An 18,953-nucleotide genomic window follows, 5' to 3' on the forward strand; every position below is an offset into this window, starting at 1 on the left:
ATCTTCAGCGAAAAGGGGAAAAACAAATGAGTCAGCTTTTATATGAAGGAAAAGCGAAAAAAATGTTCACGACGGATGAACCGAATGTGCTGCGCGTGGTCTATAAAAACGACGCAACAGCGTTCAATGGCCAGAAAAAAGCTCAATTCGAAGGGAAAGGCCGTTTGAACAATGCAATTTGCACCAAGATTTTTAAAATGCTGCAAGAAAAAGGCATTCCGACTCATTACATCGACACGATTTCCGACACCGAACAACTTGTTAAAGCGGTGAGCATTGTTCCGATCGAAGTCGTTGTTCGCAATGTTGTTGCTGGCAGTCTGTCAAAACGTCTCGGTGTTGATGAAGGCGAGACGCTTAGCCGCACGATTGTTGAATTTTATTACAAAAGTGACGAACTCGGCGACCCGATGATCAACAGCGATCACGCATTGGCGATGGACATCGCGACAAAAGAAGAGCTCAAGGAAATCCGTCGTCTCGCGCTCAGCATTAACGAGTCGCTGCAGGCGTTTTTCGCTGAAGCAAATATCCTGCTTGTCGATTTTAAAATTGAATTCGGCAAACTGAAAGAGACAGGCGCTATTGTCCTTGCCGATGAAATTTCACCGGACAGCTGCCGCCTGTGGGATAAAGAGACTCATGAAAAGCTTGACAAAGATGTTTTCCGCCGCAATATCGCTGATCTTCCCGAAACCTACGAAAAACTTCTCAAACGTTTGGAGGATGTCAAATGAAAAAGGTGAAGGTGTTTATTACTTTGAAAGAAAGTGTGCTTGATCCTCAAGGCCAGGCCGTGATGCAATCACTGCACAATATGAACTACAAGAATGTTCAGGACGTGCGCATTGGTAAATATATTGAACTCCAAATGGAAGACTCTGCAGATGTTGCCGGACAAGTGGATACAATCTGCGACAAGCTGCTTGCAAATACTGTCATTGAAAACTACCGCTATGAAATCGAGGAGGAGGTACACTCGTGAAAACCGCGGTCATTGTGTTTCCGGGCTCCAACTGCGATCAAGATATGTATTACGCGATTAAGGATGGACTGGGTGAAGAAGTAGACTATGTGTGGCATGCGGAAACGTCGCTGGACGGCTATGACGCGATCATGATTCCGGGCGGTTTCTCCTATGGCGACTATTTACGATCAGGCGCTATCGCACGTTTTGCCGGAATCATGCCGGCAGTCATCAAGGCTGCTCAAGAGGGCAAGCCTGTACTGGGCGTGTGCAACGGCTTCCAGATTCTCCTCGAAGCGGGACTGCTTCCCGGAGCGATGCTGAAGAACAAACATCTGAAATTCATTTGCGAAACCGTTAATCTTCAGGTAAAAAATAACGGGACACAATTCACGACACGTTACAATCAAAATGAAGTAATCCGCATTCCGATCGCGCACGGTGAAGGCAATTATTTCTGCGACGATGCGACGCTCAAGGAATTGCAGGACAACAATCGGATTGTCTTCACCTATTCAGGAGAAAATCCAAACGGCTCAAGAGCGGATATTGCCGGTATCATTAACGCAGCGGGTAACGTGCTCGGCATGATGCCGCACCCGGAACGCGCCGCGGACGCCCTGCTCGGCAGTGATGACGGTCTCCGTCTGTTTCAGTCGATCCTAAACCATTGGAGGGAATCTACTCATGCCGCTTACACATCTTGAACCATCACCGGAGCAGATTGAACAAGACAAAGTGTACCAAACGATGGGTCTGACTGAGGAAGAATATCAAAAGGTCAAGAATCTGCTCAGACGCAAGCCAAATTATACGGAGACTGGATTGTTTTCCGTCATGTGGTCGGAGCACTGCAGCTATAAGACTTCAAAACCGGTACTTAAATATTTTCCGACTACTGGCGAACATGTTCTCCAGGGTCCCGGTGAAGGTGCCGGTATTGTTGACATCGGTGACGGTCAGGCGGTCGTGTTTAAAATCGAAAGCCACAATCACCCATCAGCGATCGAACCTTACCAAGGCGCCGCAACAGGCGTTGGCGGGATTATTCGTGATGTGTTTTCCATGGGTGCGCGTCCTGTAGCACTGCTTGACTCACTTCGTTTCGGGAATTTGGACAATGCGCGTGTCCGCTATTTGTTTGAGGAAGTAGTCAGCGGCATTGCCGGCTATGGCAACTGTATCGGTATCCCGACGGTTGGCGGTGAACTCCAATTTGATCCGTGCTACAACGGAAATCCACTTGTCAATGCGATGTGCGTCGGCATTATGAATCATGCCGACATCCAAGTCGGCCAGGCGCGCGGCATTGGCAACACAGTGATGTATGTCGGTGCCAGCACCGGACGTGACGGCATTAACGGCGCGACTTTTGCTTCTGAAGAGATTTCCGAAAAATCGGATGAAAAGCGTTCAGCGGTACAGGTTGGCGACCCGTTTATGGAAAAGCTGCTCGTGGAAGCCTGTCTCGAATTGACGAAGCATCAGGCACTTGTCGGAATTCAAGATATGGGTGCGGCGGGTCTTGTTTCCTCCGCAAGCGAAATGGCGGCCAAAGCCGGTGTCGGCATTCACATGAATCTGGATCTGATCCCGCAGCGCGAAACGGAAATGACGCCGTATGAAATGATGCTCTCCGAATCTCAGGAACGGATGCTGATCGTGATTAAGAAGGGCAGTGAAGAAGAGATCAAAGCGATTTTTGCTCGCTGGGGCCTGCACGCGGTAGCGGTCGGCGAAGTCATCGAAGAAGAGGTGCTTCGCTTGGAACATAAAGGCAAAATTGTTGCCGATGTTCCTTCGGATTCCTTAGCGTCTGCTCCGGTTCGGCATATGCCGTCAAAGGTTCCGGCGGCTTACCTTGCCAATCAGGCAGCTCCGGCATGGAAGCCTGAAATCAGTAACTACGCGAAAACAATTAAGAAACTGCTCGGTCAGCCAACCTTAGCCTCAAAAGAATGGGTGACTCGCCAGTATGACTATATGGTACAGACGAACACGGTCGTTGCACCGGGTTCCGACGCCGCAGTTGTCCGCGTGCGCGGAACCAAAAAAGGACTCGCCATGACGACGGATTGCAACGCCAAGTATTTGGCGCTTGACCCGAACGAAGGTGGGAAAATCGCAGTCGCTGAAGCGGCGCGAAACATTGTCTGTTCCGGCGGCATGCCGCTCGCCATCACGGACTGCCTGAACTTCGGTAGCCCTGAGAATCCGGAAGTATTCTGGGAAATTGATGAATCGGTCAAAGGAATGGCAAAGGCGTGTGAGATTTTAAAAACGCCGGTGATCAGCGGCAACGTCTCCCTCTACAATGAGACGGACCGCGGCGCCATTGACCCGACTCCGGTTGTCGGTATGGTCGGACTGGTTGAGGACCTTGATCATGTGATGACCGCTTCCTTCAAGAACGCAGGCGACGCAGTCTATGTCATCGGCGAAGCGAAAGCCGAATTCGGCGGGAGTGCTCTGCAAATTCTCATGGATGGTGAAGTAAGCGGCAAGGCTCCGGCACTTGATCTTAAACTGGAAAAGAGCCGTCAAGGTAAAGTTCTTGAGGCGATTAAATCCGGTTATCTCGCTTCGGCTCACGATATTTCCGAAGGCGGTCTTGCCGTAGCTGTTGCTGAAGCGCTATTTGGCACGGAATTCGGCTGCGATCTTACATTTGATACTGATCCTGCGGCTGAACTTTTCTCGGAAACTCAGTCCCGTTATTTGATTACTGTTCCTGAAGCAGCAAAAAAAGATTTTGAAGCATTAATAAGCGACGCTGTGTTTGTCGGCAATGTGACACGCAGTGAAACCATAAACCTAGCCTTTGCATCGTCCACTGTCACTCTGAATCGGAATGAACTCGAGAACGAATGGAGAGGGGCTCTGTCATGCATTATGTCGGCAAAGAACTGAATGAAGAATGCGCCGTCTTTGGAATCTGGGGCCATGAGAAAGCAGCCAAATTAGCTTATTACGGACTGCACAGCATGCAGCACCGCGGACAGGAAGGTGCCGGTATCGCAGCTACCGACGGTAAGGTCATCTATGATCATAAAGGACTCGGCCTCGTCAATGATGTGTTTGATAACGAAAAGCTGGATGCGTTGGACAAAGGATTTGCCGCGATCGGACATGTCCGCTATTCGACGCAAGGCGGCAACATCTATGCCAACGTTCAGCCACTTGTTTTTCGTTCGCAGAAAGACTCACTTTCCATTGCGCATAACGGAAATCTGGTCAATGCCCATAAGCTGAAAGGCGAGCTTGAAGAACGCGGCAGTATTTTTCAGACAACTTCCGATACCGAAGTCATTGCTCACTTGATTAAACGTGATTATGCCGATAATTTCCTCGAAAGCGTTAAGCATGCGCTTTCGATTATTAAAGGCGCCTATGCACTGACAATGCTGACGGAACATCAAATGATCGCCGCGCTTGACCCGCACGGACTGCGCCCGCTCTCACTTGGCAAGCTTGGTGATGCCTGGGTCGTTGCTTCGGAAACATGCGCTTTCGATTTAATCGGTGCAAAATATGTCCGTGATGTTAAGCCGGGCGAAGTGATTGTGATTGACAATGAAGGCCTTCACTCAGACTTTTTCACCACGCGGACGGAGCCGGCAATCTGCAGCATGGAATACATTTACTTCTCTCGTCCCGACAGCAATATTCAAGGCGTTAATGTCCATGCCGCGCGTAAGAATCTCGGCCGTATGCTGGCACAAGAGGCGCCGGTTGAAGCCGACGTTATCACCGGAGTTCCGGATTCAAGTATTTCTGCCGCAATCGGTTATGCCGAAGCAACGGGCATTTCTTACGAACTGGGGATGATCAAAAACCGCTATGTCGGCCGTACCTTCATCCAGCCGTCTCAGGAACTCCGTGAACAAGGGGTAAAGATGAAGCTGTCTGCCGTGCGCGCCATTGTTGAAGGCAAGCGTGTCGTGATGGTCGATGATTCGATTGTTCGCGGAACAACCAGCCGCCGCATCGTTGGCATGCTGCGCGAAGCCGGGGCATTAGAAGTTCATGTGCGCATCAGTTCACCACCGATTACACACCCATGTTTTTATGGAATCGATACATCAACGTCGTCTGAACTCATTGCATCTACCCACTCGGTCGAGGAGATTCGCGAAATGATTGGTGCCGATTCGCTCGTTTACCTGAGTACGGAAGGAATGCAAAAAGCGATCGGACGCGACCCGGCGATGAAAAACTGCGGACAGTGCATGGCGTGCTTCACCGGCAAGTATCCGACGGAAATCTATCCGGACACGGTTCTGCCGCACGAAAAAGAATCGCTTGTCTGAGGAGGAAATCATGGCGAACGCATATAAAAAAGCCGGCGTGAACATTGAAGCCGGTTATGAAACAGTCGGTCGGATTAAAAAGCATGTTCGGCGCACCTTCCGTCCGGAAGTCATCGGCGGTCTGGGTGGGTTCGGCGGTGCGATCGACTTATCACAATTGAATTTGAAAGAACCGGTGCTTGTATCAGGAACGGACGGTGTCGGCACAAAATTAATGATTGCCATCGCGACCGACCGTCACGATACGGTTGGCATCGACGCCGTGGCAATGTGCGTGAACGATATCATCACCCAAGGTGCGGAACCAATCTATTTTCTCGATTACTTAGCCTGCTCCACACTGAAACCGGAGAAAGCAGAAGCGATTGTCAAGGGAATTGCCGATGGCTGCGCTCAGGCAGGCTGTGCGCTGATCGGCGGCGAAACCGCGGAAATGCCGGGCATGTACGACGAAAATGATTACGATATCGCCGGATTTTCCGTTGGTGCCGTTGAAAAGGCAAAAATGATTACCAACGGTAAAGTGCAGGCAGGAGATGTTTTGATTGGGCTTGCCTCAAGCGGCATCCACAGCAATGGCTTTTCGCTTGTCCGCAAGCTTGTTGCCGATGCCGGGCTAATTTATAGTGATGTCTATACACCTGATCCGGATAAAACGATCGGTGAAGTTTTGCTCACACCGACGAAAATCTATGTCAAACCGATGTTGGAACTGTTAAAATCTGTGGATGTCCATGGTATCGCACATATCACCGGCGGCGGTTTCTATGAAAATGTGCCGCGTATGTTCCCCGACGGTCTGACGGCGGAAATGGATGTCTCCGCGTGGAGCTGGCCTGCCGTATTTAATTGGCTGAAGGAACTGGGTGATCTGCAGCTTGATGACATGTTCCATACCTTTAACATGGGGATTGGAATGGTGCTGGCGGTTGCCCCGGAGGATGCCGATAAGACCCTGGCAGTGCTGAAGACATTCGGTGAAGCAGCGATCCTTGCCGGAAAAGTTGTCGAAGGTCATGAATTGACGTTGGTGAATGTCAATGAGGCATAAAATAGCGATTTTCGCATCCGGACATGGTACCAATTTTGTCGCCATCAACCAAGCGATTCAAAACGGACAAATTCCCGCAACCATTGAGCTGCTTGTCTGCGATCAGCCGGGAGCGGCTGTTATTGATCGGGCAAAGCAGGCAGGCGTTGACACGCTGGTCATTTCAAGAAAAGATTATCCATCCAAAGCGGCTTTTGAACAAGTGATTGCCGACGCATGCAAGAAACATGAGATTGCCTATATTTTTCTCGCAGGATACATGCGCATTCTCGGTAAGGTAATGCTTGCCGCGTATCCGCACCGGATTATTAACATTCATCCGTCCTTGCTGCCGTCGTTTACTGGACTGGATGCCATCGGACAAGCCTTCAACAAGGGGGTCAAGATCACAGGCATCACGATCCATTATGTGGATGAAGGCATGGATACAGGGCCGATCATTGCTCAAGCAGCAGTTCCGGTGGAAGACAACGACACCGTTGAGACATTAGAAGCACGGATTCATGAAACAGAACACAAAGTGTATCCCGCAACCATCGCGAAACTACTGAGTAAATAACGGAAGTTACGTTTAACTGCGAAAAGTAAAAGCAAACAGCGGGGAAGAGAAAGCTAATCAAATGATTAACCAGCACTATATAGATTAATGAACTTCATAAACAGACTTATTGCGGATTGAAAAGAGAAAGGAAGGATTGAAGTGGCAAAACGAGCATTAGTCAGTGTTTCTGATAAAACAGGGCTTATTGATTTTGTGAAAAAATTGGTGGACGCCGGGATTGAAATTATCTCAACCGGCGGAACAAAAAAGGCGATCGAAAATGCGGGCATTCCCGTTATGTCGATCAGCGAAATCACAGATTTTCCGGAAATTCTCGACGGACGCGTGAAGACGCTCCATCCGGCGGTTCACGGCGGCCTTTTAGCTGTTCGCGACAAAAAAGAGCATATGGACGCGATCAAAGAGCTGGGCATTCAGCCGATCGATTTTGTCGTCGTTAATCTTTATCCGTTCAAAGAAACCATTTCAAAACCGGATGCTGTTTATGATGACGCGGTTGAGAACATTGATATCGGCGGACCAAGCATGCTCCGCTCTGCCGGAAAAAATCACCGCAGCGTGACCGTTGTCTGTGACCCTGCCGATTATGATTTGGTTGCTGGCAGTCTCGACGCGAACGCTGATGTTCCGTTTGAATTAAAGCAAAAGCTCGCAGCTAAAGTATTCCGTCACACCGCAGCTTATGATGCGCTGATCGCCGACTACTTCACGAAACAGGTCGGCGAGGAATTTCCGGAAAAGCTGACCCTGACTTATGAAAAGAAACAGCCGCTTCGTTATGGAGAAAATCCGCATCAAAAGGCGGCCTTCTACAATGATCCAATCGAAGACGAATCGACGATCGCCGCAGCGAAACAACTGCATGGCAAAGAGCTTTCCTATAACAACATCCGCGATGCAGATGCCGCGCTCGGTATTGTCAAGGAATTCAAACAACCGGCCGCGGTTGCTGTCAAACATATGAATCCATGCGGTATCGGCATTGGCGAATCCGTTAATGAAGCCTATGATAAGGCTTATGAAGCAGATCCTATGTCCATTTTTGGCGGCATTGTAGCGCTGAATCGTGAGGTAAACGCCGAATTGGCAAAGAAGCTGCACAGTATATTTCTCGAAATCATCATTGCTCCTTCCTATTCTGAAGACGCATTAGCGATACTTGAAAAGAAGAAAAACATTCGCTTGCTGCAAGTTTCGATGAGTGACGAACCGCAGAATTTTGCACAATACACATCCGTTCGCGGCGGGATGCTTGTACAGGACTTGGATACCAAAGGTTATGCCGATATAGAAGAAAATCTGAAAATAGCCACCAACCGCAAGCCAACCGAAGCGGAAATGGAAAGCCTGAAGTTTGCTTGGACGATTGTCAAACATGTGAAGTCCAACGCCATCGCGCTTGTCAACGACGGCCTGATGGTCGGCATGGGCGGTGGCCAGACAAACCGTGTCGGTGCGGCAAAGATCGCACTTGAAGAGGCAGGAGAAAAAACAAAAGGTGCTGTGCTTTCATCAGATGCTTATTTCCCAATGAGCGACACGGTTGAAGAAGCCGCGAAGGCTGGTATCACAGCAATCATTCAACCGGGCGGATCGATTCGTGACCAAGAATCGATCGACATGGCCAATAAATATAACATCGCGATGGTATTTACTGGCATGCGTCACTTTAAACATTAAGTTGATTCGTTTATTGAAAGGGGTACGATCATGAACGTGTTAATTGTTGGCGGCGGTGGCCGCGAACATGCGATGGCTTGGAAAGCATCACAAAGCAAGCGGATTGAAAAAGTTTATGCGGCACCGGGCAGCGACGGTATGGCTGCTGTGGCGGAATGTGTTCCAATCGATGCGATGGATTTTGGAGCACTTGCGAATTTTGCCAAAGATCATGATATCGCGCTGACGCTCGTCGGACCGGAGCAGCCGCTCGTCGGCGGAATTGTCGACATTTTCACCGCAAAAGGACTGAAGGTATTCGGCCCGTCAAAAGCGGCGGCACAAATCGAGGGCAGCAAGTCGTTTGCCAAAGCATTGATGAAAAAATATAAGATTCCAACATCACATTATCAAACGTTTACCGACTACGAGAAAGCCAGTGACTATCTGCAAAAGGTTGGCGCACCGATCGTGCTGAAAGCCGACGGTCTCGCTGCCGGAAAAGGTGTCATCGTCGCGTTAACGATGGCGGATGCCGAAGCCGGATTGAAAACGATCATGAAGGACAAAAAGTTTGCCGAAGCCGGATCACGCGTGGTCATCGAGGAGTATCTTGAAGGTGAAGAATTTTCGCTGATGGCCCTAGTGGACGGTCATAAAGTCGTTCCGCTCGCCATCGCGCAGGATCATAAGCGTGCGTTTGAGGGTGACAAAGGTCCAAACACCGGCGGTATGGGCGCATACTCACCGGTTCCGCAGATTGCTCAGTCAATTGTGGACGAGGCAGTGAAAACCATTTTGCAGCCGACGGCCGACGGCATGGTCTCCGAAGGCTTCACGTTTACAGGCGTACTCTATGCCGGATTGATCCTCACTGAGGCCGGTCCGAAGGTGATCGAATTTAATTGCCGCTTCGGTGATCCGGAAACACAGGTCGTACTGCCGCGCCTGGAATCGGATTTTGTACAAACAGTACTCGACGTGTTGGACGGCAAACAGCCGCAACTTGCATGGAGTGAAAAAACAGCCGTCGGCGTTGTCCTCGCGTCCGAAGGATACCCGGGTAGCTATGAAAACAGCCAAAAACTCGGTGATCTGGATGCACTCCCGAAGGAAGCTTTGCTTTTTCACGCAGGTACCAAGAAATCTGGTGCTGATTGGCAGACGAATGGTGGCCGCGTGTTACTCGTTACGAGACTTGGCCATGATCTCCGTTCCGCCCGCGACGCAGTCAATAACGATCTCGAAAGTATCAAAACCGATGCCGTGTTCTTCCGTAAGGATATCGGGCATCACGCGTTGGAAGCTTCGGAATAATCGATAAGTAATAAAAACTGTCTTTGCCTAAAGAGGTGAAGGCAGTTTTTTTGATACAAAAGAAAGTAGATAAAATTTAAGGAAAATAGTAAGCGCGATGGTAACTGAGCCTTTGCTGGAGATTTGGGGAAGCCAAGTTTTCTAATACACTTGTGTTGAAAATGTTGAGATTGTTGAATTATTTGATTTTATGTGAAATAAAATGATCTTGTCTCCCTCATGGTTAAAATTTCAAATTAACAAAACGACCTGCAAAAAACTTAAAGAGGTACCCGCATAAACGGATGCCTCTCTTTAAAGTTCACTCCTTATGATTTTGTGCAACAATTAAGAAGCGATGCTCATTTGTTTGTACATATCCTTGCCGTTCAATCTGTTTGTGCAGCAAATATAGCGTGTCAAAACAGCGCTCTACTGAAAATCCGGGGAATTCCCATGAAATGATCGTGGCATAATACACGATTGCGCCAACATCATAAAAACGCAGATAGGGAAAGTATTCAAGCTGCTGCTCAATTTGAAAGTCCGCTTGTTTTAAGTCCTCAACCACTTGTTTCAATGTATTATGCGGATAGGGGCGTTGATATTCTGGAATTAATCGCTTGGATAACGTATCGTTGTTATCCGCACCCACCTGTTTTGTAATAAACAAACCATTAGGCTTTAAAGTCCGTTTAATATCGCTAATGTTCATACCTGCATGCTGGTTAATGATGAGATCGAACATATTATCCTGACAGGGAATATCTTCTTCATTCTCAGACGTATAAATGTGAATACCTAATGGAGCGAGTTGTTTTTCGATTAACTGTATGTTTGGCTCCCAGGCCTCTGTAACCGAGGTATTGTGATAGGGGTGATGCAAGGAGAGAAGGAATTCTCCACCACCGGTTCCCATATCAAGTAATTGGTCAGTTGAATTTAAATGATCCAAGACTATTTCTCGATAATTCCACGGCAAATGCTCACTTTCCCATCTTCCTGTAAGGTGTGAAAAATCCCACCCTTGAAAATCAGCTTTTTCTTCCTGTTGCCACAATTTTTTTAAAGTATGCTTATCCATAACTACGCCTCCGTTTTCATTTGATAACACGGAACGGTGCAGTTAACTGCTTACCTATTTTATTCGTTGATCTATTACTCGATACAGACTGTAAGCAGATTAAATGAACTGCACCGAGTAGCTACTTAGTTTCAGAATCATATTTTAACCCCCTCTTAGTATTAGTAATTGATATTAGCATGCAACCGATTGCGTCGCAAATGCCAGATGGTTTACGGTTTAAGGGTATTTGCATGATTGATTCTTTTAGGTTTCTGTTATCGTCAACCTTCAATTAGTCTTGCGAAGGTTCAGTTCGAACACATTCCCCGTTCGCTTTTGCTTGGGAAAAAATTCTTGTTCCTGAAAAACAAGTTTTAGATCAGGTAATTCATCAGGAATTGCCGGGGTAATAATATAATTTCTGATCCACAGTCCTTCGCTGCCGGAACCATCGTCTGAGCGGCAGTCATAGCTGGAATCAGGAATTTTCAGTTCATAATCCAGTTGACGCTGATCATCGTGTTCCTTGTAATCGAACGGACTGGCGACCGTTAGCGAAAGTACGCTCGCATTTTCATATTGACGCAGATGAGTCACGCAGATCATTTGATCGCCAAACTTCTGCCCACTCATTACAGGCACAAAACAACGAAACTTTTTCGGTTCGACTCTTGGCCTGAATACATCTTCATTCTGCATCATTGTAAAAATTTCTCGAAGCATATCCGGATAATGACCGAATTTCTTTCCCCAGCTTTGAAAAGTTTCCTCACTGGGGAGCTCCGGGTTGTCTCCGGCAATCTTTTTACGCTCCTGAATCAGTGCGCAAATCTTTTCATCAATCTGCTCAAGCTGTGGACTGTAATAAGTTGATATTGGTTCTCCTCGAAACATCGTGAATCATCCCTTTTCTTAAAAGAATACCATACTTAAGACAAGCATCTTTCAATTTAAATCCAGATCTTTTATAAAGGCCTGCAACCTTCGACGCAGTTAGGGTTCCTTTTTCTTACGGTCCCGCCATGCATACTGTAAGGAAGAAAAAGATAAAACTGTCGATGATGACCATAAACAGCAAAGCAGGTAGGCTTTGCATGTATTGTTTTGCTTTGCTTTGCTGATACAACAATCACCGTCATAAGATTTGGTTGGGTGATCAGGCAAGTACCCAATCTAAGAAATAGACGGAAAAATTCCACTTAATTAGAAAATGAATGGAAAAATCGCTTAAATAGACGGGAAAATTCCGTTTATCAAATTAAAAAACATGAAAATGGGGGGGATTGTTTTGCATAGGCGGAAAAATTACCCTTATTTACCCGCGAAACAAGCGCTATGATGCTAAAACCGGAAAAATTCCGCTTATTTTACTCGTTACTTAATAAAGAACCGGAATGCTTTCTGTCTAAGCACAAGGTTGATAATTCAAAACCGCATGTGGAGCAAAGGAAGTGTCGCTAACTGTAGAGGAGCTGTTGCACAGAAAAGGAACTTTTGCTAAATACGCATACGTCCTGGCGGACAGGATTCGTGGGCATGGCCACTTTTCTCAGAATGAATACGATTGATTTCTATGCGGAAAAAGATGAAATTGTCTCTTTCACGGTAAAAATTTCAGATCAACAGAACAAAATAAGCCTTAATGAAATCAGCAGATGGATTGAAAATCACTCTAGAAAAATAATGAACGATTAAAACCATGACTTTTTTCTTGTCATGGTTTTGATTTAATGCCAGGCAAATGGGCTAAACAGGGCGAAGAAAAAATTCATAATCTTATTTGAAGATCAATTCTCGCTTATTTTGATCACTATACATGTTCCAGTAGGCTTGTGCGATACGTTCAGGGTCATATTTTGTGTTTTTTTCTATTTTACCCATGATTGTAACCGTACCCACATATATATTCTTTGTTTGCAGCTCCTCACCTAAAGAAAAAATAAAATTGCGCAGGGCAGCTTTTCCAAGCGACATTGATGAAAAGTCAATTGAAGGATGAAGGGCGAATCCACCGCCTGTAACCAAAAACGTTCCTTTTTTTTGCTTCACAAAATCAGGAAGGACCTCTGTTATACAAGTCTTTGCCCCAATGACATTCACTTTAAAATCATTCATTAATTCTTCCTCGGTCAAACAAGACGGAGCTTTTTTTCTCCTTATCACTGCATTGTAAATAAGCACTTCAGGCACCCCGTATTTTGTTCTTATTTGCTCAAATGCATTTTTAACAGATGAAGGATCTGTTGAATCTGCGGGGACACCAAAAGCGTTGATTCCTAAGTTCTTTAATTCCGAAACACATTGGTGAAGACGATCTTTCTTGCGAGCAACAAGTACAACGCCAAATCCATTCGAAGCAAATTTTCTGGCAATACTCAGTCCGATGCCTGAACCAGGACCAACAATAATAGTCAGTTTATGATTCTGCTTCATATCATCCATCAGAAATCTTCCTTTCATTTACGACCAAATTTCGATTACCGAATAAAAAAGCAAGGCTGCCATGGCGATCGTCACCGCACGTTCATAGTGGTTAAAGAAGTTTTTAAATAGGGAACCGAATGAAGCCCAAAGCAGATTAGAACAGGTCCCGGCAAAACACAAAAAGAGTCCGAGAAGCAAAGCAATCCAAATGTTTTCATAGGCGGGCAGAATGAATGCTATGTATCCGGTCAAAAAGTAGAGCATGACTTTTACATTGGATAAATTTAGAATCAGGCCGGAAATAAATAATTGCCGATTCGATTGATTTGTACTTTCTTTTTCACTTGATTTCCTAAATAGTCCCCAAATCAAATAGAAAATGTAGAATGAACCCACGATTTTCATATAAGGCTCGAATGAAGGGATGTAAGTCATTAAGCGATCTGTAAATACGAGTGTGATGATGGCTAATACTAGAAATCCGGCAAGAAGGCCTTCCATAAACGGAAAGGATCGTTTGAATCCAAGACGTTTGCTTTCTTCCAGTGCCATTAAATTATTGGGACCGGGAGTAAAAGCAAGAATAACAACATACGACAGAAAGGCAATGAGGTTCATGAACTCAACTCCTTAAATGGGTACAGATTCACTTGTTTTGATATTTTTTGATATTGAGCCAACCGTTTTTCCAATTTTTTTCAAGGGCTGAGCAAGCTTGATTCCTTTCTGATCTTTCAATGAATCTGATGATTTCAGCGTGTTCTTCACAGGAAGAAAGCAAATGGTCAAGCTCAGTGAAATAAAAAAGTTCGATTCTTTTTAACTTTTGCTTCAACCCTTCCAGCATTTCAATGAGGGGTTTATTGCAGGAACTTTTAACGATAACATCATGAAAAGCAGTATCGTAAGCGTTCGCTTTTACGGCATTATTCTGGATAATTGATTCTTTCAAGTTTCTGTTATTGGCAACCATTTCCTCAAGTTGTTCTTTTTTGATATGCTCGATTCCTTGCTCAAGAGCCAGCTTTTCCAACGTCCAGACAATGGAATAGAGAGAATAGACTTCTTCAAAATCAATATTGGAAACTTTTGTTGAACGATTGGGTTTTGTTACGATAAAGCCCTCATTCTCTAATTTCAGCAGTGCTTCGCGAACAGGGGTACGACTTACACCTAATTGTTCCGCCAAATCCAAATCTCTAAGCAATGTGCCGGGTTTCAGCGTCCCCTCCACAATCCGGTCTCTTAATCGCACATAGACCTCATCTTTTACAAATCGACGCTTAATTTTTGTTTCCTTGTCAGGTATCAAGTAATCACTCCTAAAAAGTGAGTAATGTGTAATATATCACTTGATTGAAGTATAGCACTTTTTTAATTAAGATCAATCGAAACTTTTATTGACGTTCTTTAACGTGTATGACATTATCCCTTTAAATCATGGTTTGGCAGAAAATGTGCATAGGTCTACGTATCGACCCCATGAATTTTATACGAACCTCATTTTTCACTCTCAGTCTGCAATGTAATACCGTTAGGGTCCAATTCATTTTTTAAGGTAATATGATTCATTACTGCCCGAGTTAGTGTTGTTTTTTCTCCAAGGATCGGAACTATTTCCGGTATCTCTTTCTTGAATAGCTTACTAAAGAACTTTGGCAAATCTTTCGATACTGTGCTTATTTCCGATTTTTTAATTTTAATTGAGCTGTCTTCTGATTCTACGGCATCATGATGGGTTTGCAGCCCAATTTGAAATCCATAAGGCGTTCCAACAAAGGTTCTTCTTTCATTTGCAAGAACGTTTAGATGCATTTTTTTTGCACAGTCAATGATTTTTTGGCAATCATTATCCGACATTAGAAAGCCAATATGATCAAATTTAATCTTTTTTCCAAAACCAAATGTGATGTTTATTGCCCCTTTTTTCATTTCTATGATTCAACCGAATATTCTTATTTCTGAAATCTTTCCACGTTAGCGGAGGATTAAATGTTTGAAAGTCATCTTGGTATTTTCCGATTCTTTGTGATACATAAAAACCATTTGCTGTATAAAATTCTTCGGTTTTTTCAACAAATGGAGTTCAAAAATGATAAAAAAAAGCATGTAAACGTCGCCTTCTTATTAATTTTATTTTGAATCGAGGGAGAGGTGAAGACATATTAATTTTCTTAATTCTAAGGGTGTGCGTTTTTCTTTTATAGAGTATTGTTTAAATCCCAAATGACTCCAAAATTTAAGAGCAAGCGGATTATTTTCTAAAACAGCGACTTGTATATTGAAAAATTCCTGACGCCTGCACCATTCTAGAAATGCTTTTATAATCTCCAAATCAAAACCATGCTTTTGAAATTCTTTATGAATCATGATTAATCCGATTGATCGTTTTTTGTTATCCGTTTGTTCCATATAATCTAAGACGCCGATAAGCTGCATACTGCTGCGCAAAAAGATACCCATGTTTTTTCTTCCCATCATTTCAGCTATCTGAAGGTCTCGCAACATTTGCTTTTTCGTGTATCGACCTATTTCACCGTTAATCCCTTCACCTAATGGTCAGATGTTTTTCTCATTAATGCTCAAGTTTCGATAGATGAGGTCTTCACGCTTTGTGAAACCGATCGATTGCCAAAACGCATTACCTGTTTGGTTTGTGGCGTAAACAACAAGAGCGACTTTATTAATATCTTCTTCGCGCAAGGCATTAATGACGGCATTAACTAATTGCTGGCCAATCCCGAGACGACGGTAGTTGCTGTCTACGGCCGTATGATAAATGTAGCCTCTGCGTCCGTCATTGCCGCAAAGGATGACTCCGACAATCGTTTGATTTTCCTCGGCGATGAAATTTGTCTTTGGGTTTCTTTTTAGAAATTTTTCAATGCCTTGGGCGGAATCATCGAGGCTGCGCATCCCCATTCCGTCAGTATGCGCCCACAGTTGATGTACTTCGGCGTAATCCTCTGTTTGCATTAAGCGAATTTCCATTGAATATTCTCCTCAATCATTGATCTCTAAATCATAATCCACATAATTATCCTTTGCCGTAAATCCGTAGCTTCTATAAAGAAGTTTGCCCATTGCCGATGCTGTGATTGTTACTTTTCCGCATTGTCTCTGTTGCGCCTCGTCGATCACATGATCCAATAGCCTCTTAGCGATTCCTTTTCTTCGATAGGCGCTTAGGGTGTGCATCAGGACAGCGTACCGACATAGCCGGACGGATTTCCGTAGTAGGCAGGCCGCTGGCTGAAGGACATGCCGCTGGTTGCGATCATCTTCCCGTCAACGAGAGCGATCCATGAAATAAAACTGCGTCCGCAAGTGCTTGAGTAAACTATTCGCTGAGCGGTTTTGTGAGATCGCTGGTCGGCACGGCGCCTTCCTCAAGCAACTGCAGCTTTCTCATTTCAACGAATTCCGGAATGTCTTCTTTTTTAAGCCTTCGAAACTCAAAAGCATTCATGGCTCCATCTCCATGGTGTTTTAAATTTTATAATAGCGCGGACAGAATAAGAATTGGAATCTGAGCGTCTTTCTTTTTCAAACGTTGCCCGATTGTAAATCCATCGAGTCCGGGGAGCATCACATCGAGAATGACCAGATCCGCAGATGAAAAGTGTTCCATCACGTGTTCGGCCGATTTCAGCCAAGTGACCAAGTAGCCTCGTTCGTTCAAATAGCGGCTCACCCAATTGCCGATATCCTGATTGTCTTCAATATAGAGAACTTTTTGCATTGCAGCCACCACTTGTTTGAAATTTAGGGACAAAAGCAAACAGGTTTATCTTTGCACTGCCAGTATACCATGGAGGCGCTCCATGACTGAATCACTTTGTAAATAAGAGAAGTATTTGATTTGGGAAAGTTTAATAATGGATTAACAGAAAAAATGGATTGATAAACAGCGACAAGAAGATTTAGTCACAGAACCATTATGCTTGTTTAAACGTATTGATTTGTTTACTTGAGAAAAGTCAAGAAGTAGATAAGATAAGCGGGCATTTGTCTATTGACAATCGTTCTTTGTTTGTTATGATTATTATACATACCGACCGAATGTATTAATAGGAGAATGGAAAATGGCACGAAATAAGCATCCTGAAGTGACTGTGAATCGCATATTGGATACCGCGCTCAAGCTTTTTCTCAAGAAAGGCTATGAGGAAACAACGATACAGGACATCGTCGATCATCTGGGCGACCTGAGCAAAGGCGCGATCTATCATCATTTTCGATCAAAAGAAGAAATCATCAGCGCTGTGACGAATCGGATGGTACAGCAGCAGCCACTGAATCAAATCACGGAAGATCATTCTTTAACCGGATTGCAGAAGCTGAAGAAAGTTTTTGTTGTTTCATTATCCAACAGTGAGCAGCGTCAGCTCTATCGCTCCGCATCGGCTGTGATGAAAAATCCGAAATTTTTATCGGAACAGCTTAATGAGTACATCACCGTACAAGCTCCTCAATTGCAAAAAATGATTCGTGAGGGCGTTGAGGATGGCTCGATCGCATCGAATCCATCAAAAGAGCTGTCGGAGGTTGTCATTCTTTTGTTTAATGTGTGGTTAAATCCGGGTTTATTCGCGGCAGATAAAGAGCAATTTACGAACAAATTCTTTTTTCTTAAAAGACTGCTGGATCATCTGGGTGTACCTGTTATTGATCAAGAAATAAGTGATGCATTCAAGGACTTTTGTGATGGAGTCTTTGCCTGACACAGAATCAATTTTTTGTGTTGGGATTTTTTTTACTCTTTTACATACCGTCGGTTGGTATTGATATAACAAAAATTCTTGCTTCATAAATCAATCTTTTATCAAAAAAAGATCGGAGTGTTAGACATGGAAATTAGTAACAGTTCAACAATACAATTTCTGAAAAAAATCGGGCTTTACGTGTTAATCGGCTTTACGGGGATGTTTCTTATTCCGATTTTTGCCGTTGTGACTGTTGGGTTTACTCTTTGTGCTGCAATCGCAATTATTGGTGGTTTGCTGCGAACCTTTGGCGCAGAGTGGGTGAGTATGGATCTTAGCTTCTACTATGAGATTCCAAGAGCCTTCAGCCTGATCGCAGCAATTTTGTTGAGTAGTATTCTGCTTTGCATTGCCTGGCTTTGCTCCATTGGATTAAGAAAATATTTAGGCTGGGCAGGGGCGCAACTTCGGAACAGCAGAATCATACGGAAATGAAGTGGGTTTGGTGGGCTGTTTTAGCTTTTCAAAACGTGCAGATCGAGGAGGCAGATGAATGATGAAACGTCACAATGAAAAATTAATTGTGGCATCGAGAAAATTATCCGCGGACGCATTGCGTCGATCAAAACAGACTGTGAAAAAAATGGCTCATCCATCGAAGAACGTAGATCAGGTAGGTTCTCGTATTGGTCGGACTATGGGCATTGGGTTGATTTTGACGGGCGCAACCGGATTGTTTATTGGGAGCGGTGCTTGGGCAGTGGGCAGCATCGCAGCCGGCAGTGCCACGATTATTTCTTCTGTTGTCCGCCAAAAAAGACAACAGAAGTGATTGGAGTGGTTTGTGTTATGAATCAGAGAAAATTAAGTCTATTGGAAATTAATAATCTATATTGATTCCTCCTCAAATAA

General features: G+C 44.8%; 24 protein-coding genes. 13 read left to right on the forward strand and 11 right to left on the reverse strand.

The features are described 5' to 3' along the window. The first annotated feature begins 26 nt into the window (after positions 1 to 26). From purC to purD, 9 genes are all read left to right on the forward strand, one after another. Positions 27 to 737, forward strand: a complete 711-nt coding sequence (gene purC / locus NIE88_RS02035) for a phosphoribosylaminoimidazolesuccinocarboxamide synthase (protein WP_253058171.1) — start codon at positions 27 to 29, stop codon at positions 735 to 737. Next, entirely contained in the window at positions 734 to 985 is a 252-nt protein-coding gene (gene purS / locus NIE88_RS02040; RefSeq protein ID WP_253058173.1) for a phosphoribosylformylglycinamidine synthase subunit PurS, read from the forward strand. Before purC ends, purS begins: the two co-directional genes overlap by 4 nt. Further along, the gene (gene purQ / locus NIE88_RS02045; RefSeq protein ID WP_253058175.1) at positions 982 to 1,674 is read left to right on the forward strand and encodes a phosphoribosylformylglycinamidine synthase subunit PurQ; all 693 of its coding nucleotides are present in this window, start codon (positions 982 to 984) and stop codon (positions 1,672 to 1,674) included. The genes purS and purQ overlap by 4 nt, the downstream gene beginning before the upstream one ends. After that, a complete protein-coding gene (gene purL / locus NIE88_RS02050) occupies positions 1,655 to 3,877 on the forward strand; it encodes a phosphoribosylformylglycinamidine synthase subunit PurL (RefSeq protein WP_253058177.1) in 2,223 nt (740 codons plus the stop codon). The genes purQ and purL overlap by 20 nt, the downstream gene beginning before the upstream one ends. Beyond that, entirely contained in the window at positions 3,853 to 5,277 is a 1,425-nt protein-coding gene (purF, locus tag NIE88_RS02055) for an amidophosphoribosyltransferase (RefSeq protein ID WP_253058179.1), read from the forward strand. Before purL ends, purF begins: the two co-directional genes overlap by 25 nt. 10 nt (positions 5,278 to 5,287) lie before the next feature. Next, on the forward strand, positions 5,288 to 6,328 hold the full coding sequence (gene purM / locus NIE88_RS02060; RefSeq protein ID WP_253058184.1) for a phosphoribosylformylglycinamidine cyclo-ligase: 1,041 nt from the start codon (positions 5,288 to 5,290) through the stop codon (positions 6,326 to 6,328). Then, entirely contained in the window at positions 6,318 to 6,887 is a 570-nt protein-coding gene (gene purN, locus NIE88_RS02065; RefSeq protein WP_253058186.1) for a phosphoribosylglycinamide formyltransferase, read from the forward strand. Before purM ends, purN begins: the two co-directional genes overlap by 11 nt. Positions 6,888 to 7,028: 141 nt before the next feature. Further along, positions 7,029 to 8,570, forward strand: coding sequence for a bifunctional phosphoribosylaminoimidazolecarboxamide formyltransferase/IMP cyclohydrolase (purH, locus tag NIE88_RS02070; RefSeq protein ID WP_253058188.1), 1,542 nt, complete (start codon positions 7,029 to 7,031; stop codon positions 8,568 to 8,570). A 30-nt stretch (positions 8,571 to 8,600) separates the two neighbouring features. Beyond that, positions 8,601 to 9,866 (forward strand): phosphoribosylamine--glycine ligase, encoded by a 1,266-nt coding sequence (purD, locus tag NIE88_RS02075; protein WP_253058190.1) that lies wholly within the window; start codon positions 8,601 to 8,603, stop codon positions 9,864 to 9,866. 301 nt (positions 9,867 to 10,167) lie between these two features. On the opposite strand, the gene NIE88_RS02080 is transcribed toward purD, so the two are convergent. Together NIE88_RS02080 and NIE88_RS02085 are read right to left on the reverse strand one after the other, a co-directional pair. Further along, positions 10,168 to 10,929 (reverse strand): class I SAM-dependent methyltransferase, encoded by a 762-nt coding sequence (locus tag NIE88_RS02080; protein ID WP_253058192.1) that lies wholly within the window; start codon positions 10,927 to 10,929, stop codon positions 10,168 to 10,170. A 270-nt stretch (positions 10,930 to 11,199) separates the two neighbouring features. Continuing rightward, a complete protein-coding gene (locus tag NIE88_RS02085; RefSeq protein WP_253058194.1) occupies positions 11,200 to 11,805 on the reverse strand; it encodes a hypothetical protein in 606 nt (201 codons plus the stop codon). Between the two features lie 642 nt (positions 11,806 to 12,447). Between NIE88_RS02085 and NIE88_RS02090 the strand changes: the two genes are divergently transcribed. Continuing rightward, on the forward strand, positions 12,448 to 12,606 hold the full coding sequence (locus tag NIE88_RS02090) for a hypothetical protein (protein ID WP_253058199.1): 159 nt from the start codon (positions 12,448 to 12,450) through the stop codon (positions 12,604 to 12,606). Positions 12,607 to 12,687: 81 nt separating this feature from the next. Here NIE88_RS02090 and NIE88_RS02095 read toward each other — a convergent pair whose 3' ends face one another. From NIE88_RS02095 to NIE88_RS02130, 9 genes are all read right to left on the reverse strand, one after another. After that, entirely contained in the window at positions 12,688 to 13,353 is a 666-nt protein-coding gene (locus NIE88_RS02095) for an SDR family NAD(P)-dependent oxidoreductase (protein WP_253058201.1), read from the reverse strand. 18 nt (positions 13,354 to 13,371) lie between these two features. Next, a complete protein-coding gene (locus NIE88_RS02100) occupies positions 13,372 to 13,953 on the reverse strand; it encodes a LysE family translocator (protein ID WP_253058203.1) in 582 nt (193 codons plus the stop codon). Between the two features lie 28 nt (positions 13,954 to 13,981). Then, positions 13,982 to 14,590: a GntR family transcriptional regulator gene (locus NIE88_RS02105; protein ID WP_309247007.1), complete on the reverse strand. Its 609-nt coding sequence runs from the start codon at positions 14,588 to 14,590 to the stop codon at positions 13,982 to 13,984. A gap of 245 nt (positions 14,591 to 14,835) precedes the next feature. Further along, positions 14,836 to 15,267, reverse strand: a complete 432-nt coding sequence (locus NIE88_RS02110) for a hypothetical protein (protein WP_253058207.1) — start codon at positions 15,265 to 15,267, stop codon at positions 14,836 to 14,838. 201 nt (positions 15,268 to 15,468) lie between these two features. Continuing rightward, positions 15,469 to 15,843 carry a GNAT family N-acetyltransferase gene (locus tag NIE88_RS02115; protein WP_290446270.1) on the reverse strand — a complete coding sequence of 125 codons (375 nt, stop codon included), beginning with the start codon at positions 15,841 to 15,843 and terminating at the stop codon, positions 15,469 to 15,471. A gap of 51 nt (positions 15,844 to 15,894) precedes the next feature. After that, the gene (locus tag NIE88_RS02120) at positions 15,895 to 16,326 is read right to left on the reverse strand and encodes a GNAT family N-acetyltransferase (RefSeq protein ID WP_253058211.1); all 432 of its coding nucleotides are present in this window, start codon (positions 16,324 to 16,326) and stop codon (positions 15,895 to 15,897) included. Between the two features lie 12 nt (positions 16,327 to 16,338). Further along, entirely contained in the window at positions 16,339 to 16,533 is a 195-nt protein-coding gene (locus NIE88_RS02125; RefSeq protein ID WP_253058213.1) for a GNAT family N-acetyltransferase, read from the reverse strand. A gap of 142 nt (positions 16,534 to 16,675) precedes the next feature. Further along, complete coding sequence (locus NIE88_RS22310) at positions 16,676 to 16,804, reverse strand: hypothetical protein (RefSeq protein ID WP_290446271.1); 129 nt, start codon at positions 16,802 to 16,804, stop codon at positions 16,676 to 16,678. 27 nt (positions 16,805 to 16,831) lie between these two features. After that, positions 16,832 to 17,077, reverse strand: a complete 246-nt coding sequence (locus NIE88_RS02130; RefSeq protein ID WP_309247005.1) for a response regulator — start codon at positions 17,075 to 17,077, stop codon at positions 16,832 to 16,834. A 343-nt stretch (positions 17,078 to 17,420) separates the two neighbouring features. Here NIE88_RS02130 and NIE88_RS02135 point away from each other — a divergent pair, with 343 nt between their 5' ends. From NIE88_RS02135 to NIE88_RS02145, 3 genes are all read left to right on the forward strand, one after another. Next, entirely contained in the window at positions 17,421 to 18,059 is a 639-nt protein-coding gene (locus tag NIE88_RS02135) for a TetR/AcrR family transcriptional regulator (RefSeq protein WP_253058215.1), read from the forward strand. A 126-nt stretch (positions 18,060 to 18,185) separates the two neighbouring features. Beyond that, on the forward strand, positions 18,186 to 18,536 hold the full coding sequence (locus NIE88_RS02140; protein ID WP_253058217.1) for a hypothetical protein: 351 nt from the start codon (positions 18,186 to 18,188) through the stop codon (positions 18,534 to 18,536). A 58-nt stretch (positions 18,537 to 18,594) separates the two neighbouring features. Next, positions 18,595 to 18,873 (forward strand): hypothetical protein, encoded by a 279-nt coding sequence (locus NIE88_RS02145; protein ID WP_253058219.1) that lies wholly within the window; start codon positions 18,595 to 18,597, stop codon positions 18,871 to 18,873. The last annotated feature ends 80 nt before the right edge of the window (positions 18,874 to 18,953 follow it).

The sequence above is a fragment of the Sporolactobacillus shoreicorticis genome (assembly GCF_024125445.1).
GTDB classification, from domain to species: Bacteria; Bacillota; Bacilli; order Bacillales; family Sporolactobacillaceae; genus Sporolactobacillus; species Sporolactobacillus shoreicorticis.